Annotated in this window: 14 protein-coding genes; 6 read left to right on the top strand and 8 right to left on the bottom strand. The window is 67.6% G+C overall.

Annotated elements, in window-relative coordinates; translation table 11 throughout:
* The first annotated feature begins 27 nt into the window (after positions 1 to 27).
* From HNP60_RS05540 to HNP60_RS05530, 3 genes are read left to right on the top strand one after another with little or no spacing between them, the layout of a single operon-like run.
* Positions 28 to 552, top strand: coding sequence for a DUF2975 domain-containing protein (locus HNP60_RS05540; protein WP_184215121.1), 525 nt, complete (start codon positions 28 to 30; stop codon positions 550 to 552).
* A complete protein-coding gene (locus HNP60_RS05535; protein WP_184151190.1) occupies positions 552 to 782 on the top strand; it encodes a helix-turn-helix domain-containing protein in 231 nt (76 codons plus the stop codon). The genes HNP60_RS05540 and HNP60_RS05535 overlap by 1 nt, the downstream gene beginning before the upstream one ends.
* The gene (locus HNP60_RS05530; RefSeq protein ID WP_184151187.1) at positions 773 to 1,525 is read left to right on the top strand and encodes a hypothetical protein; all 753 of its coding nucleotides are present in this window, start codon (positions 773 to 775) and stop codon (positions 1,523 to 1,525) included. Before HNP60_RS05535 ends, HNP60_RS05530 begins: the two co-directional genes overlap by 10 nt.
* Here the strand turns inward: HNP60_RS05530 and HNP60_RS05525 are convergent.
* From HNP60_RS05525 to HNP60_RS05510, 4 genes are all read right to left on the bottom strand, one after another.
* Complete coding sequence (locus HNP60_RS05525; protein ID WP_184151183.1) at positions 1,519 to 5,718, bottom strand: translocation/assembly module TamB domain-containing protein; 4,200 nt, start codon at positions 5,716 to 5,718, stop codon at positions 1,519 to 1,521. The two genes, HNP60_RS05530 and HNP60_RS05525, sit on opposite strands and share 7 nt — an antisense overlap.
* Positions 5,718 to 7,760, bottom strand: a complete 2,043-nt coding sequence (locus tag HNP60_RS05520; protein ID WP_260394701.1) for an autotransporter assembly complex protein TamA — start codon at positions 7,758 to 7,760, stop codon at positions 5,718 to 5,720. The genes HNP60_RS05525 and HNP60_RS05520 overlap by 1 nt, the downstream gene beginning before the upstream one ends.
* A 158-nt stretch (positions 7,761 to 7,918) precedes the next feature.
* Complete coding sequence (locus HNP60_RS05515; RefSeq protein ID WP_184151167.1) at positions 7,919 to 8,398, bottom strand: DUF1465 family protein; 480 nt, start codon at positions 8,396 to 8,398, stop codon at positions 7,919 to 7,921.
* Between the two features lie 175 nt (positions 8,399 to 8,573).
* On the bottom strand, positions 8,574 to 8,813 hold the full coding sequence (locus HNP60_RS05510) for a YdcH family protein (protein WP_014075523.1): 240 nt from the start codon (positions 8,811 to 8,813) through the stop codon (positions 8,574 to 8,576).
* A gap of 226 nt (positions 8,814 to 9,039) precedes the next feature.
* Between HNP60_RS05510 and HNP60_RS05505 the strand changes: the two genes are divergently transcribed.
* On the top strand, positions 9,040 to 9,201 hold the full coding sequence (locus tag HNP60_RS05505; RefSeq protein WP_184156882.1) for a YdcH family protein: 162 nt from the start codon (positions 9,040 to 9,042) through the stop codon (positions 9,199 to 9,201).
* Between the two features lie 353 nt (positions 9,202 to 9,554).
* On the opposite strand, the gene sdhA is transcribed toward HNP60_RS05505, so the two are convergent.
* The 3 genes from sdhA to sdhC are packed head-to-tail and all read right to left on the bottom strand — an operon-like array spanning position 9,555 to position 12,195.
* Positions 9,555 to 11,372 (bottom strand): succinate dehydrogenase flavoprotein subunit, encoded by a 1,818-nt coding sequence (gene sdhA, locus HNP60_RS05500; RefSeq protein ID WP_184050099.1) that lies wholly within the window; start codon positions 11,370 to 11,372, stop codon positions 9,555 to 9,557.
* Positions 11,372 to 11,761: a succinate dehydrogenase, hydrophobic membrane anchor protein gene (gene sdhD / locus HNP60_RS05495; RefSeq protein ID WP_014075520.1), complete on the bottom strand. Its 390-nt coding sequence runs from the start codon at positions 11,759 to 11,761 to the stop codon at positions 11,372 to 11,374. Before sdhD ends, sdhA begins: the two co-directional genes overlap by 1 nt.
* A complete protein-coding gene (gene sdhC / locus HNP60_RS05490; protein WP_184050101.1) occupies positions 11,761 to 12,195 on the bottom strand; it encodes a succinate dehydrogenase, cytochrome b556 subunit in 435 nt (144 codons plus the stop codon). Before sdhC ends, sdhD begins: the two co-directional genes overlap by 1 nt.
* Before the next feature lie 192 nt (positions 12,196 to 12,387).
* Here sdhC and HNP60_RS05485 point away from each other — a divergent pair, with 192 nt between their 5' ends.
* Both HNP60_RS05485 and HNP60_RS05480 read left to right on the top strand, forming a co-directional pair.
* Entirely contained in the window at positions 12,388 to 13,740 is a 1,353-nt protein-coding gene (locus HNP60_RS05485) for a methyl-accepting chemotaxis protein (RefSeq protein WP_014075518.1), read from the top strand.
* A gap of 113 nt (positions 13,741 to 13,853) precedes the next feature.
* Positions 13,854 to 14,870: a 50S ribosomal protein L11 methyltransferase gene (locus HNP60_RS05480; protein ID WP_184151164.1), complete on the top strand. Its 1,017-nt coding sequence runs from the start codon at positions 13,854 to 13,856 to the stop codon at positions 14,868 to 14,870.
* A gap of 46 nt (positions 14,871 to 14,916) precedes the next feature.
* On the opposite strand, the gene phhA is transcribed toward HNP60_RS05480, so the two are convergent.
* Positions 14,917 to 15,789, bottom strand: coding sequence for a phenylalanine 4-monooxygenase (phhA, locus tag HNP60_RS05475; protein WP_184151161.1), 873 nt, complete (start codon positions 15,787 to 15,789; stop codon positions 14,917 to 14,919).
* Positions 15,790 to 15,812: the final 23 nt, after the last annotated feature.

Below are 15,812 nucleotides of genomic sequence, written 5' to 3'. Positions count from 1 at the left end.
CATGCCCTCTTTCCGAGGGTGGCCAAGATGCAGCGACGTGACAGACTGATTGCAGGCACGACACTGATTGTCCGTCTCCTGCGCTGGGGGAATTACGCGTTTCTCGCCCTGATGATCGTCGCGCTTCTCGGCACCTGGTTGTTCCATGCCGCTCTCGCTGCGCAATTGCTCGCTAAATATGGCTCTGTGGTTCCCGTCGACACCGTCATCGGCTTCATCCGTATTCTCATGCTGATCGGCATGGTCTGCGTGTGGCCCATTGAATGGCTGTTGCGCAGTCTTTCGGCGATGCTGGACACGGTCCGCACCGGCTCCCCGTTCGTGCCGGCTAATGCGCGGCGGTTGCGTACCACCGGATGGGCACTGCTCACGCTGCAGTTCATCGATCTCCTGACGGGCGTGCTGAGCTGGTGGGCGCGGACCTGGCACATCGATGTGGTGGACTGGCGGCCCTCGATCATCGGCTGGATGTGCGTCCTCGTCGCATTTGTGCTCGCGCGAATTTTCGATGTCGGGACGGCGTTGTGCGACGAACTGGAAGGCACGATCTGATGCCGGTTCGTATCCACCTCGACGACATGCTCCATGCGCGGCGGATGACCCTCACCGATCTGAGCGAACGCGTCGGCATCACGCTCGCCAATCTCTCCATCCTGAAGACCGGCAAGGCGAAGGCGATCCGTTTCTCCACGCTGGCCGCCCTGTGCGAAGCGCTCGACTGCCAGCCCGGCGACATCATGACCTTTTCATCAGACAGGGAGGACTCGCCAGAATGCCTCTGACCGAACCTTATCGCATGGCATGGCGTTATGCCTTGCTCTGTCCGCTGCTCTTCCTGATCCCGGCCGCCTTCGAATTCGTCCAGCACATCAGTGAGATGTGGCTCGGATTCTACGGCAGCCTGGAAAGGATGAAAGCAGCGGAACATGCGCCCCTGCGCATGGTGCTCGGTCACTTCAAGGTGATTGCTCTCACGCTCGTGACTTATTGGGCGATCCGATTCTATGCCTTCGACAGCGATCCGCTCGCCGCGCGAACGCTTGATCCACGGGCGGTGCGCCTTTTCATCCCGGTGCTGCTCTGGGCCGTGCTTTGGCTGATCCTGCTGCATGACAGCCTGCCATTGCTTTTGGCCGCCGGCCTTTCGCAAAGAGGCGCGGCTATCCTGCTCGGCGTGCTGCTGCTGACCAGCTTCGCCCTCGATATCGGCCTTGCCGCCTGGAAGAGCGCGGCCGTACTGGGCAATGGGGGCATCGGCTTCCTGCGATCCATCCAACTGACATGGCGTCACTTTGGATGGGCATTGGGCCTGATGCTGGCGGCGCTGCTCCCCCTCATGATCGTGCATTATGCGCTGGCGGTACTTCCCATTGGCCGCCCCTTCTGGGCAGCGGCAATGCTGTTGGCTGTCGATTCCCTGCTCGTCGCTTACATGATCCCGGTTGCGATGGCCGCGAACTGGCTGATCGCACGGCGAGTGACTTCAGCAGCGGGATTGTCGGTCATGCCCCCCGCCGCTCAATAATCCTTGGAGACGCGTGCGCTGACGCTTTGGCGGCCGATGGTCGAGACGCTGGAGAGCAGGGAAAGCCAGCGGGTGATCTGATATTCGATGCGGGTCGCGCTGTAGCCCTGGCCGTCACTGATGAGCTCCACATAGAGATCGCGGCCGATATTCTTGCCCGCCGCGATGGACGTGCCCTGCCCGGTGGTGGTGTCGGCGGGGAGGATGCGCAGGCGCGAGAGGCCGGTCGCCCGGCGCACGGCATTGATGGGATCGAGCCCCCCGCCCTCTCCCTGGAACGCCGCGACGGCGGACGCGAGCTGCAGCGCCTCGGGCGCCGAGAGATTGGTGATCGAGGTGCCGAACAGCAGCCGCGAGAGCAGCTCGTCCTGCGTCATGGCGGGCGTGCTGGAGAATGTGATGATCGGCCGCAGGCTGGAGCCGGTAACGGTGATCGTGGCGCTCAGATCCTGCACGTCCGCCGTCGCGCGGATATCGAGGGTCGGGTTGACCGGCGTGGCGCCCTGGAAAGTCAGCCGCCCCTCTTCCAGATCGAAGCGCTTGCCCGCGAAATCATAAGTGCCGCGAATGAGGTTCGCCATGCCCTTGAAGGCCGGCGCAGTGACGAGCCCGCCGATGGTGAGGTCGGCCGACCATTCGCTCTGCATGCCCAGCCCCTCGACCGTCAGGCCGTTCGCGGCGCGGGCGCGCACATCGAGCCGCCAGGGCGCGATCGCACGCGCGCGCTCGACTTCCTCGCCCGAACGGTTGAGCTCGACCAGGCGGATCTGCGGAATCTCGGCAACGGATGAGGCGCGCCCGAGCATGAAGCGGCTGGACACCACATCGAGATCGCCGGAGATGACGCCGCCATTGCCGGACGAGCGGATGCGCAGCGGCCCGGTGACGCGCGCGCCGACATCGTCCCGATTGAGGATCTCGGCACGCTCGGTCTGCAGATCAATGTCCATGCCGATGCCGCGCTCGGCGGAGATATCGAACGCCGCCGTCCCGGTGACGGAGCCGCCGCCGTTCGTCCGTCCGGACAGCTCGCCGATGGTGAGGCGCGATCCCGCGAAGGTGCCGCGCGCCGCCACGCCGGTCAGCGTCATGCCGGTCACGGGGCTCTGGATGCGCCCGTCCCGCGTCGTCAACGTGCCCTCGATCTGCGGATCGGACAAGGTGCCGCCGGCATTGGCCACGAGGCGCAGCTCGCCGCCCAGCGAGACGATCTCCACATTGGTGAGGCGCCAGAGCGTGTCCGCATCGCCGCCATAACGCAGCTGCGCCCGCAGCGGCGCATGGAAGAGGCGCTGCGAGAGCGAACCCTCGCCCAGCGGCGTCACCAGCGCCTGCCCGCGCCCGACCACCTTGCCGCCCCGGGCCAGCAGCGCGCGCGCGGCGAGGCGCTGGCTGTTCAGCTCGGCATTGAGGCCGATGTCCACCGGCGCGGAGCTGAGCGCGAGACCCGAGCGGGTCAGCCCCTTCACGCGCAGGTTCAGCCGCCCGCTCGGCACGCCGCCGCGCGGCCAGTCGAACGCCAGCGTGCCGTCCGCCGTGCCGCCCAGGCCCAGATCGCTGTTCGCCAGATCGAGCAGGGCCATCGGCAGACCCTGTGCGCGCGCATCGACATGCGTCGCCTCGGCGCCCATGAAGCCGGCGAGACGCAGGCTGCCATCCTGCAGGCGGAGCGACGTGGGCGCGAGGCGCCAGCCATCCGCCTCCCGCGTGAAAACCGCCGTGCGGTCGAGCCGCAGGGGGCGCTGGTCGATCGATCCCTCCAGATCGACGCCGATCCGGTCCGCCGCGATGGACGCGCGCGACTGGAGCTGGAAGAGCCGGCCATTGCGGCCGTTCAGCGAGACGGTGGCCGTGCCCTCGCCATTGACGAGATTGAGCGAGCCCGCGACGCGGCCGATCGCCAGCGTGCCGACGCGCACGCCCCGCCCCTGCGCCTCCCCGGTGATGGTGACGGCGCCGGGCTTCAGCAGCATCTCCGCGCTCACATGGCCCCGGTTCACGGTGATCGCGGGCGAGCCCGTGAACCGCGCGCCGCCAAGGTCCACGTCCAGCGCGACCTTCTGGACGCTATCCACCATGGACAGCGCGATCTTGCCTTCCGCCGGGCCGGACAGCGCCAGCGCGCCCTCGAGCCCGCCTGAGACGGGGACGAGTTCGCCGCGCACCACCACGTCACTCACGCCGAGATTGGCAAGCATGATCCGCGCCTGCCCGTCCGGCGGCAGCAGGATGGCGCCTTCGCCCTTGAAAGCCCCGAGCATCGATCCGCCCGCCACGCTCACCGCATAGCCCTGCGCATCCGGCACGAGATGGGCCTGCACGTTCGCGAGGCGCAGCGCCGGCAGCGGCCGGGCGAGCAGCACGTCGACTTCCGGCCGGCTCGGATCGCCGGTGAGCGTCAGCTGCAGCGGACCATAGGCGCGATGCTCGCCCTCACCCGTGAAGCGCAGCATCCCGCGTCCGTCCACGGTGGCGTTGCCGGCGAGCGTCAGTCCCGGCGCGGCGAGCCGCAGGCCGCGCAACGCGATTGCCCCGTCCGGCGAAATGGCGAGATTGCTGGTCAGCACCGGCAGTCCTTCGGCCAGCCCGAGCAGGAAGCCATTGTCCATCCGGCGCATCGCGGCCCGCGCCGTGCCGCCGAAGCTCGCCTGCCCGCGCGGCGGCCGGTCCAGCCGCAGCACGGCGGCCAGATCGAGCCGGCCAAGCCCCCGGATCTCCAGCCCCTCGAACCCGGCGCGCAGATTGGCGGCATGGCGCCCCTCGCCGAGATCGGCCGCACCATCGAGCTGGCCAGTGAAGCCGTTCGCGCGGATCGCGGTGGGCGCCAGCCGCAAGGCGTTGCCGTCCCGCAGGATGCGCCCCTCCGCAACGAGATTGCGCAGCCGCTCGTCGAGTGGTTGCAGGCCCAGCGCCAGCGAGCGGGCGGTGAGCCGGATGGGAATGCTGCCTCGCGCACCGGTGAGGCGCGCCTTGCCGGACGCGCGCAGATCGAGGATCGCAGTCTTGCCGCGCCGCAGCTCGGGCGTCGTGAGCAGATAATCGAGCGCGATGTCGTCGAACGGCCCCGCCAGCCTCGCCCGCAGCAGAAGCGGCTTGCCCGTGACGCCCGCCGCCAGCCGGCCGGGCTGGTCGACCGCCGCCTCCAGCCGCAGATCGTCGAACCGGTTGCGGCCGAGATCGACTCCGCCGGCCACGCCGAGGCGAAGCGCGGCGACCTGCAGCGACGCGGTGCCCCGCGCGACCCGGCGCTCGAATGTCAGATCGGCATCCAGCAGCGCGTTGCCCTGTGGCGCAAGCGAGCGCAGGCTGGCGAGCGGCCCGACCAGCGCCAGCGGTCCGCGCGCGAGATAGCGGCCGTCCTGCACGGACAACGCCAGATTGGTGACGAGCGCGCCGCCGTCCAGCGCGATGAGACGGCCGCGCCAGCGCTCCCAGTCGCCATCGCCCCGGATGGTGAGGGCGGCCGAGCGCTGCGTGCCCAGCAGGCCCGTGATGATGCCGCCTTGCGGACCATAGACCACCGCATCGATGTCGAAGCGCCGGTCGTCGGGCCGGCTGTCCAGCGCGATCCGCACCACGTCCGCTGTGTCGGCGGAGGCCGCCAGCAGGTCGATCACGGCCCGTCCGGAGCGGATGTCCGCCTTGCCGATCGCGCGCAACGTCCTGCGGGTGCCGGAAATGCCGGCGCCTATGCCCAGCCGGTCGATCTGCAGATCGCCCAGCCGGATGTCGAACCCGGGCAGGATGGAGCCGCGCTTCGTGGAGGGATTGAACTGCGGGAGCCGGTCAAGATCGGCCGAGTGAATCCGCAGCCGGTCGATATCCAGCCTGTTGGAGAGCCAGCCGAACGGATACCAGTCGAGATCGGCGCGCGCCACCCGCGCGAAGCGGCCCTGCGGATCGTGGAAGCGCACGTCGCGCAGGACCATGGCCCCGAAGACGCGGCCCTCGATCGCGCCGACCTCGATCCGCAAGCCCGAAGCGGGGCGCAGGCCCTCGATCTGGCGAATGAGGAAGCGATGGCCCGGCGGACTGTCGATCCAGCGCACCCCGCCCCACAGCCCCACCATCAGCGCGACCAGCGCCAGCAACAGGGCCATGCCGAGCCAGGGCCGCTTGCGGCGCGGCGTCGGCGCGGCCACGCTCTCCCCGGGCGTCTCGGGCGGCAGCGGAGGATCGGGCTCGCCAACCATCAGAAGGCCTGCCCCAGCGACACATAGACGCCGATCCGGGAATCGCCCGGCTGCGGGTTGACGGGCGTGCCCACATCGATGCGGATGGGCCCGAAATTGCTGTAATAGCGCAGGCCCACGCCGGCGCCGACGCGCAGCTCGCTGAGGCTCGGCCATGGATCGGGCGAGATCGTGCCGGCGTCCACGAACGGCACGATGCCGAACTGGTTTGCGCTGCCGAAGCGGAAGCGCGCCTCCAGCGCCAGCTCGCCGAGACTGCGTCCGCCGACCGGATCATTGTTGATGTCCCGTGGACCGATCGCCTGATAGCCATAGCCGCGCACGGATGCGCCGCCGCCGGCATAGAAGCGGCGGGTGGGCGCGATGCGCTCGGCCGAGGCGCCGACGATAGTGCCGAGCCGGATGCGCCCGGCGAGCGTCACCCGATCATTGAAAGGAATGTAGCCGCTGCCATCGAACTGGGCGCGCACATAGCTGAACACGCCGTCCTGCAGGGAGATTTCCGGCGAGATGCGCCCGCCGAGCCGGAAGCCCTCGCGCGGATCGAGCAGATCGTCGCTGCCGTCATAGATCACGCTGGTCGGCAGGGCGGCGATCACATAGGTCCTGCGCCGCTCGACCAGCGCGCTGCCGTAGAAATCGCGCTCGTCGCTGATCCTCAGTTCCGCGCCGAGGGACCAGGTCCAGTCCTTCTGGAAAATGATGTTGGTCTGGCGCTCGAGGCTCGCGGCGATGCCGGCCGTGACGGCGCGATAGGCCGGCTGGTTGATGTTCGCCACGCCCACCTCGGCATTGATCACGCGGTCCCGGCGGCCGAAATTGCTGCGCCGCACGGCAGCGATGATGCTCTGCTCCTGCGTGCCGATCACGCCGCGCACAGTGAGCGCGCCTTCGGGCGGGAAGAAATTGCGATGCTGCCAGCTCGCCTCGATCCGGGCGCCCTCGCCGGTGCCGTAGCCGATCTCGCCCGAGACGGTGCGCGGCCGTGCGCGGCGCATGCTGATGGCGAGGTCCACCGTCTGGTCGTCCTTGCCTTCCTCCGGTGTGATCGTCACTTGCGAGACAAGGCCAGTGGCGACCAGCGCGCGATTGAGATCGGTCACGTCGCTCTGGTTGTAGGGATCGCCCGGCTGGAAGCGCGCGATAACCGCGATGTGGCTCGCATCGAACGGCGCATCGTCATTCACGACGATATCCCCGAAGCGGCGGAAACTGCCTGTATTCACGCCCAGGTTGAGCTGGACGTCGCGCTGCTGGTGGTCAACGGTGAGCACGGGATCACGCACATCGGCAAAGGGATAGCCGCCCTCGCTCAGTCCCAGGCGCAGCTTGTCGGTCTCCGCGAGGATGCGATCGGTGTCGGCCGGATCGCCGGGCTTCACCGCGAACAGGCCGCGCAGGTCCGTCCCGAGCGGGCTCGTGCCTTCCAGCCCGCTCACGTTGACCTGGCTGAGCGCATATCGCTGGCCGGGATTGGCATTGAGGATGACGTCAATGCGCGGGTCCGTGCCGCCGTCGAGCCCGAAGCGGAGGCGCGAGCGGCTGTCATAATAGCCGCGCGCGCGCAGCAGCTCGTCGAGCAGTTCCAGATCGCTCTCGCCGCGCCGGCGGATCTGGGCGATGTTCGCGCGTTCGCCTTCCCCGCCCTTCAGCACGGAGAGCTGATTGAAGCGGGAGCGGAACAGGTCGTCCGCAGCTTCATCGATGCCCTGGAGCGTGACGCCGTAGCGCAGCGGCGCGGCGGGATCGATCGTCGCCAGCGCTTCACTTTCCGGGGGCGGGCCGGCAGCGGCGGGTGGCGTGGCGTCGGGCGCCTCTCCTTCCGGCGGAAGAACGGGCAAAGGTGGCGGCTCGACGGGTTCGTCCGGCTGGTCCGCCGGCGCCCCGTCGGACGCGTCGAGATCCGGCCAGTCCAGGCCGATGTCCGGCATGGGATCGAGATCCAGATCGTCCTCGGCGGGAAGCTGCGGCGCGGCGACCCCGGGCCTTGGGGCCTGGGCATGAACCGCACCGGCGGACATCAGCACCGATATCGCCGCCAACGTCCAACCGACAGGAGAAGACTGCCAAACAAGCGACCGGCGCGACATCTGCCCTGTCTATGAGTTCGCCGCCCGACTGCAAGCGACATTCCGATCGCCTGACCGCTTTTGCGGGCTCCGTGGAGTGCCGCCCACAGGTGCCGCGCGGCGGCCCGGGCTCAGAAAGCGCGTTCGAGGCGTGTGAGCAGGTCCCGCGCCGGGCCGGTCGGCATGGGCAGCGCCCCGTCCGCGCGGCCGACAAACTGGCGCTCCAGCCGCGCGACGCGCTGGTAGAGATCCTCGCTTGCGCCGATGAGGCTCGCCATTTCCTCGCTGAAGCGCGCGGTCATGCCGGCTGGCGTGGAAGCGGCCTCGCCCAGCCGGTGATGCGCATCGGTGCGCGACGACTCGGGCAATTCCCCGTGGATGATCGCGCGCTGGGTAAGCAGCCAGGCGATGATGTGCATCAGGCGGGTCGTCACCTTGAGCGATTCGCACGCGAATTCCACCCGGTCGACCTGGCTCAGGACCGCGCGGTGCTCCTCTGCCCGATGATCGAAGAAGGACCGCGCCTCGTCGGCCAGCACCATGGCCTCGACATAAAGACTGTCGATCAGCCGGCGGTCGAACTGGTGGAGCAGCGAGATCGAGTCTTTCATCCCGATTTGCTGCCACAGTCCCCCGCCCCTGTCAGGTGCGTTAACTGCAAATCAACATCCGGCAGCCCCGCACCGGCGCAATCGTCTCAGAATGGCGCAAGGCAGACGACTCAGAGCGCGTCCGGAAATGCGCGCCAGTGCGATGCGGGGCCGCACCTGCCCGCTTCCCACACCCTCAGGCGATGATATCCGGGATGAGGCTGTTCTCCAGCATCGTGATCTCGTCGCGCAGGCGCAGCTTGCGCTTCTTCAACCGGGCAAGCTGCAGCTGATCGGGCTGGGCGAGCTGGCTGAGCGCGACGATGGCGCAATCCAGATCACGATGCTCGACGCGCAGTAGCTCCAGCCGCCGCTCGATTTCCTCCGCCGTCAGCACCGACTCGCGACCTCCAACCCATTCACTCCGATCGATCATCGCACTGCGACACCCGGGCCGCAATGCGCAAGCCCCGAAAGAAAAGAGCGTAGTTGCAGGATTTTATTCCACGGCGGCGCAATGGCGAGGGTGAGGAAGCCTGCCTTGCACATGCTGCCGACCCTCTCGCGTCGATTCATCGCAAAGAGAGTCGAAAAGACAGCGACAGACCCTAAGAAAGGTGATCTACTCAATCCCCATTGTCTCAATGGCCAAGGAGGAACTGATGGATACAGGTCATGTTTCCGCACTTCATGCCAAACATGCCGGGCTGGAAGCCCGGATCCGGACGGAGACCGCGCGTCCGCAACCAGATACGCTCCTCGTAGCGATGCTCAAGAAGCAGAAACTCCAGATCAAACAGGAACTTGCCCAGGCAGGCACCTGATAGCCGGCAGAAGCCGGCGAACCCGAATTGCCGATAAAGGCTGCCTGATTATCGACAGAGGTTGAGACTCGCGAGCGCAAGGCTGGCGGGATCGAAGCTCTCGGACTGACGGTCCCGGCCGATCGGCGACGGTCTCCGGGTGGCGGGCATCTCTTGCCTGCCTCCGGACGGCTGCCGCCGGCGACCGGCCTGCCGGAAGGCGCGCCCGAGCCTGCTTGGCTCCCGGCGTGCTGCTGACTGCCCTCATGGCCTAGCCACGCAGGGCAGGGTCACAGCCGATCACGCGCGGCCGATCGTCGCTATGCCGGAGAATGCGCGCCGCTGAATCCGCGCCGCCATAAGCGACGCGGCGATCAGTAGACCCGCTTCTTGGGCTTGATATACTCCACCTCGTCGGTGAGCGTATAGTCGTGCACAGGCCGCTCGCCGAGGGTGACCGTGCCACCCTGGCCGCCCCAGCCCTCGAACCAGCCGAGGCTGTGTTTCATCCAGTTGGCGTCGTCGCGCTCCGGATAATCCTCGCGCGCATGGGCGCCGCGGCTTTCCTTGCGGTTGATGGCGCCCTGAATGGTGACGCTCGCCTGCGAGATGAGGTTGTCCAGCTCCAGCGTCTCCACAAGATCGCTGTTCCAGATGAGGGAGCGGTCGGTCACGGCGATGTCGCTCATGCTCGCATAGACCTGCCCGAGCTTCTCGACGCCCTCGGCCATGATCTCCTCGGTGCGGAACACGGCGGCATGAGCTTGCATGGTGCGCTGCATCTCGAGCCGGATCTGCGCCGTGGGCGTGCCGCCCTTTGCGTTGCGGAAATGATCGAGACGGGTGAGCGCGAACTCTTCCGATCCCTTCGCCAGCGGCTTGTGCGTGGTGCCGGGCTTGACCAGTTCGGCGATCCGCTTGCCGGTCGCGCGGCCGAAGACCACGAGGTCGATCAGCGAGTTGGAGCCGAGCCGGTTGGCGCCATGAACGGACACGCAGGCCGCCTCGCCGACGGCGAACAGGCCGGGCACGACGGTATCGGGATTGCCATCCTTCAGCGTCACCACTTCGCCATGATAATTGGTCGGAATGCCGCCCATATTGTAATGCACGGTCGGCACGACGGGCAGCGGCTGGCGCGTCAGGTCCACGCCGGCGAAGATCTTGCCCGATTCGGTGATGCCCGGCAGGCGCTCGGCCAGCACCTTGGGATCGATATGATCGAGGTGCAGGTGGATGTGGTCCTTGTTGGCGCCGACGCCCCGCCCCTCGCGGATTTCCATCGCCATCGAGCGGGAAACGACGTCGCGGCTCGCCAGGTCCTTGGCGGACGGGGCATAGCGCTCCATGAAGCGCTCGCCTTCCGAGTTGGTCAGATAGCCGCCCTCGCCGCGCGCGCCCTCGGTGATGAGCACGCCCGCGCCATAGATGCCGGTCGGGTGGAACTGGACGAACTCCAGGTCCTGCAGCGGAAGCCCCGCACGCAGCACCATGCCGCCGCCGTCGCCCGTGCAGGTATGCGCGCTGGTTGCCGAGAAATAGGCGCGGCCATAGCCGCCGGTCGCCAGCACCACGGAATGCGCGCGGAAGCGGTGGATCGTCCCGTCATCCATGCACAGGGCGATGACGCCCCGGCACTCGCCATCTTCCATGATGAGGTCGAGCGCGAAATATTCGATGAAGAAGTCCGCGTCATATTTGAGGCTCTGCTGGTAGAGCGCATGCAGCATGGCGTGGCCGGTGCGGTCCGCAGCGGCGCAAGTGCGCTGGGCCGGCGGGCCTTCGCCCATATTCTGCATCATGCCCCCGAACGGGCGCTGGTAGATCCGGCCCTCGCCGGTGCGGCTGAAGGGCACGCCGGCATGTTCCAGCTCGTAGACGGCGGCAGGCGCCTCCCGGACCATATATTCGATCGCGTCCTGATCGCCGAGCCAGTCCGATCCCTTCACGGTGTCGAACATGTGCCAGGTCCAGTGGTCCGGCCCCATGTTGCCGAGCGACGCGGCGATGCCGCCCTGTGCCGCGACGGTGTGGCTGCGGGTGGGGAAGACCTTGGTGATGCAGGCCGTCTTGAGGCCGCTCTCGGCAATGCCCATCGTGGCGCGAAGGCCCGAGCCGCCGGCGCCGACGACCACCGCGTCATAGGTGTGGTCGATGATCTTGTATGCGGGCGTCGAAGCAGTTTCCGACATCAGAACGCGCCTCCGGCAAATGCGATTCGGGCAACCGAGAAGAGACCGACGGCCGCGCAGCCGATCACGAAGAAATGGAGCAGGATGAGCGTGGCGAACTTCAGGCCCTCGTCATGGACATAGTCCTCGATCAGCACCTGCAGCCCCAGCCGGATATGGTAAAAGAGATTGGCGATCATCAGCATCATCGGCAGGGCGACGATGGGCTGGGCGAGCCAACCGGTGACCGCGGCATGATCATAGGATGGCAGCATCGCCAGGCTGACGACGAACCAGGTGACCAGCAGGGCATTGCCCACCGCCGTCACGCGCTGCGCGACCCAATGATGCGTGCCGCTGCGCGCCGATCCAAGACCGCGAACGCGGCCTACTCCCGTTCCCGTGCCCATCAGTGCGTCCTCCCCACCAGCATCCAGCCCCAGAAGGCGATGGTCGCCACGATCGCTGCCGCGACGATCAGCATTGACCAGCGCTTGTTCGTCCGCAGCTCATAGCCCGCGCCCATATCCAGCACGAGATGGCGAAGGCCGGAGAAAAGATGCTGGAAAAAGGCCCAGCTCAGGCCGACCAGCAGGATCCGCGCGAGCACGTTGACCACCAGGCCGAGCGTATCGGCGGCATCGGCCTGCCACATATAATATTGGAACGTCGCATAAGCCGAGGGTCCGCTCGCGGCGGCGAACAGCCACCAGCTGAGCATGAGCGCGCCAAGGACCGCCATGCCGTCGCCCGTGACGCGGTGCAGGATGGAAACCAGCATGTGCGGGCCCCATCGCCAGATCGAGAGGTGCGGTGAGAGCGGCCTTTGCCGGGATTGCGCCATGCCGAGCCATCCTGAAGCTGAAGTGAAATGTCGCGGCCCCTTTAGCGCAAAGCCGCCGCACTGCAAATGTTCGCTGTCCCTGTCCGGAAACCGGTGGGACCCCCGCGACAATAACCCGCGATTAACGAAGAGTCGCTATCCGGCGATCCGACCAAGATGGTTACCGTGTCGGGGCAGGGGATCGAGCAAGCCATGACCGCAGTTATCAGCGATACGATTTCGATGGCGGAGCGCCTTCGCGAATTTGACCCGGAGGGCAAGCTCCCGGGCATGGCGGCCAAGATCGCGCAGGCGGTCGGCGATCGCATCGACGAGCTGGGCGACACCGCTTACGAGGCCTATCTCGCCAATGCCGTCTTCCACACTCACAGCGCCGGGGAACTCGACCTGCTTCGCCAGGGCGCCCGTGCTTTCCACCGGCATCTGCTGACGGATTTCGCCGGCGAGCGCTGGGGCGAGGAATCGCGCGCTTTCCTGATGAGCGCCATGGCGCGCGGGCTGTCCATCCGCAGCCAGATCTTCACGATCAACTGCGTGGTCGACAAGGTCCGCGAGATCCTGGGCGAGAATGTCGCCGATCGTGACGAGCGCGCCGCCCTGCTCGGGGCCATGCGATTCATCTCGCTGGTCCAGGTGGAACTGTGCTGCGCGGCCTATGCCGATTCCATCCGCGACCAGGATCGCCTCGAGCGCGATCGCCAGCGCCAGCAATTCTCCGAGCTGCTCACCGGCCAGATCGACAAGGCCGCCGATCTGGGCGACCGGCTGCGCGACCAGGCTCGCGAAGCGTCCAGCGCCACGCGCGGCATGCTCGACAAGGCAAGCGAAGTCGCTGCTGCGGCCGAGCAATCCGCCATCGCCATGCGCGAGGCAGCGCACACCAGCTCCGGTCTCATCCGTGCCATCGAGGAAGCCCGCACCGAAGTCGACCAGGCGGCCGAAGTCGCCGCGCGCGCATCCCAGCAGGCCGGCGAGGCGGTCACCATGTCCGCCACGCTGTCCGACCATGCCCAGTCGATCGAATCGATCCTCGGCCTCATCCGCGACATTGCCGGCCAGACCAATCTGCTGGCCCTCAACGCCACCATCGAGGCGGCACGGGCAGGCGATGCGGGCCGCGGCTTCGCAGTCGTGGCGCAGGAAGTGAAGTCGCTCGCCAGCCAGACGGCGCGCGCGACCGACGATATCGCGCAGAAGATCGCCGCCATCCAGAACGCCACGCGTCTCTCGGTGGAGACCAACGACCGCATCCGCGCCACGGTGCAGGACGTGCAGACCATGAGCATGCGCATCCGCACCGCCATGGACGCCCAGTCCCAGACGGTGACGATGATCACTGCCGCCGTGGACGAGACCGCGCTGGCCGCCGATTCCATGTCCTCCAACATCTCGGCCATCCGCCAGGACACCGAGATCGTGGCCTCCGAGATCGACGATCTGGAGAGCGGCTTCACTGAAGTGCGCAATCATCTGGGCGGCCTGCGCGACCGCTCGATGAACTTCGTCCTGTCGGTCGGCAGCAACGGCAGGCGCACGGCGGGCTGAGGCCTGCCGTCCGCCACGCCCCGCGCCCGGACCTCCGTCCCCCGTTTCCGCCATCCGGCCACCCGTTGACGCGCGCGGTTCATATTCCGCGCCGGGTGCGCTAGACGGGCGGCATGAAGAAACCCGCATCGACCGGAACCACTGATCCTGCCAGCCCGGCCTGGCAAATGAGCTTCCCCTGCACGCGCGCGCTTTGCGAGCAGCTGCAGGACGAGGCGGACATGCTGTTCGCCGGCTGGCCCTCGCCACCCGCGCTCGTCGCGAGCGAGCCGGACGAGACGCGGCCCGACGACTGGCTGCTCGACATCATTTTCCCGCACAAGCCGGACGACGCGACGATCGCCGCTGTCCTCGCGCGCCTGCCCGATGGCACGGCTACGCCCTACAAGCTGGAGCCGGTGCCCGATGCCGACTGGCTGACGCAGAGCCAGGCGGGGCTGGAGCCGATCACCGCCGGCCGCTTCCATGTCCGCAATGACGGCGAGGATGCGGCGCCCCCGGGCTTCACCGATTTTCTCATCCCCGCGAGCCGCGCCTTCGGCACTGGCCAGCACGAGACGACGCGCGGCTGCCTGGACGTGCTCTCGCGCCTCGGCGAGACGGGCCATCGCTTCGGCAACATCGCCGACATCGGCACGGGAACGGGCCTGCTCGCCTTTGCCGCGCTCTCGCTCTGGCCACGCGCGCATGTCCTCGCCTCGGACATCGATCCGGTCGCGGTCGCCGTCTCAGCCGAGAATGCGGCGCTCAACGGCGTGCCGCTCGGCGGCGGCGCGGGTGAAGTGCAGCTCGTGGCGGCGCCCGGCGTCGATCATGACCTGATCGTCGGCCTCGCGCCTTATGACCTCATCGTCGCCAACATCCTTGCCGGGCCGCTGATCGAGCTGGCGCCAAGCCTCGTCGCCCAGCTCGCCGGCGGTGGCACGCTGGTGATCGCAGGCCTGCTCAAGACCCAGGCCGATCGCGTGACCGCCGCTTATCGCGCGCAGGGCATGCTGCTCATGGAGCGCGCCGACCATGGCGACTGGCCGACGCTCCGCCTGCGCAAGCGCCACCGCTTCGGCTGGCGCCGCCCGCACCACTGGCGCCGCGAGGACTTCGGCGACGCCCCGGGCTACGGGAGCTGGTAAGCGGCACCGGCGCCGTGCCCGTGCCGCTGCCGCTGCCGCTGCCGGCTCAGGCGCCTGCGGCCTTCATGCGCGCATAAGCCTGCGTGCCGCGCGTGAAGAGCCGATCCTCCGGGAGCACGGCGTCCGGCGCGATATCCGGCAGCGAGTCGAGCGCGGCATAGACCGGCGCGAAATCCGCCTCGGCCGTCGCCTTCAGCAGCGCCTCGAAGCTTGGGATCACGAAATAGCTCTGCTGGTAATCGTCGATCCGGTACTCGGTGCGCATGACCCGCAGGAGATCGAAGGCGATGCGGTTCGGGCTGGGATCGTCCAGCGCGAAGATGCTCTCGCCATGGCTGGAAACGATGCCGGCCCCGAATAGCCGCAGGCCACCCGCTTCCTCGACCAGTCCGAACTCGACCGTGTACCAGTAAAGCCGCGCCAGCTTGTGCAGCGCGCCGAAACTCAGGCTGCGCAGGCCGCCCTCGCCATAAGCCTGCATGTAATCCGCATAGACCGGATCGGCGAGCAGCGGTACATGCCCGAACACGTCATGGAAGACGTCTGGCTCCTGGAGATAATCGAGCTGGTCCGCGCGCCGGATGAATGTGCCGGAGACGAAGCGGCGATGCGCGAGGTGATCGAAGAACACATCGTCCGGCACCAGCCCCGGCACCGCCACGACCTGCCAGCCGGTGAGCGCCATCAGCCGATCGGACAGTTCCGCGAAATCCGGGATGCCGGGCCGCGAAAGCCTGAGCACGTCCAGCCCGCGCAGATAGGCCTCGCAGGCGCGGCCAGGAAGCTGAGCACTCTGCCGCGCGAACAGACGGTCCCAGATCGCATGATCCTGCGCGCTGTAGGATGACCAGTTCTGGGCGATGGTCCAGTCCGGCGCCGCGCCGGGCGGCGGTGTCTCGTGGATATGCAGGCTCTCCATGCACGCGAGTGTAGCACGGGCAG

The sequence above is a fragment of the Sphingobium lignivorans genome, from assembly GCF_014203955.1.
GTDB lineage: Bacteria > Pseudomonadota > Alphaproteobacteria > Sphingomonadales > Sphingomonadaceae > Sphingobium > Sphingobium lignivorans.
Note: the sequence above shows the minus strand (reverse complement) of the source record. Positions and strands in the feature narration are given on the sequence as shown.

Bases quoted from the DNA above. Each gene is read 5' to 3' on its own strand.
- HNP60_RS05540 (WP_184215121.1), top strand. From the start codon at position 28: ATGCAGCGACGTGACAGACTGATTGCAGGCACGACACTGATTGTCCGT.
- HNP60_RS05535 (WP_184151190.1), top strand. From the start codon at position 552: ATGCCGGTTCGTATCCACCTCGACGACATGCTCCATGCGCGGCGGATG.
- HNP60_RS05530 (WP_184151187.1), top strand. From the start codon at position 773: ATGCCTCTGACCGAACCTTATCGCATGGCATGGCGTTATGCCTTGCTC.
- HNP60_RS05525 (WP_184151183.1), bottom strand. From the start codon at position 5,718: ATGGTTGGCGAGCCCGATCCTCCGCTGCCGCCCGAGACGCCCGGGGAG.
- HNP60_RS05515 (WP_184151167.1), bottom strand. From the start codon at position 8,398: ATGAAAGACTCGATCTCGCTGCTCCACCAGTTCGACCGCCGGCTGATC.
- HNP60_RS05510 (WP_014075523.1), bottom strand. From the start codon at position 8,813: ATGATCGATCGGAGTGAATGGGTTGGAGGTCGCGAGTCGGTGCTGACG.
- HNP60_RS05505 (WP_184156882.1), top strand. From the start codon at position 9,040: ATGGATACAGGTCATGTTTCCGCACTTCATGCCAAACATGCCGGGCTG.
- sdhA (WP_184050099.1), bottom strand. From the start codon at position 11,372: ATGTCGGAAACTGCTTCGACGCCCGCATACAAGATCATCGACCACACC.
- sdhD (WP_014075520.1), bottom strand. From the start codon at position 11,761: ATGGGCACGGGAACGGGAGTAGGCCGCGTTCGCGGTCTTGGATCGGCG.
- sdhC (WP_184050101.1), bottom strand. From the start codon at position 12,195: ATGGCGCAATCCCGGCAAAGGCCGCTCTCACCGCACCTCTCGATCTGG.
- HNP60_RS05485 (WP_014075518.1), top strand. From the start codon at position 12,388: ATGACCGCAGTTATCAGCGATACGATTTCGATGGCGGAGCGCCTTCGC.
- HNP60_RS05480 (WP_184151164.1), top strand. From the start codon at position 13,854: ATGAAGAAACCCGCATCGACCGGAACCACTGATCCTGCCAGCCCGGCC.
- phhA (WP_184151161.1), bottom strand. From the start codon at position 15,789: ATGGAGAGCCTGCATATCCACGAGACACCGCCGCCCGGCGCGGCGCCG.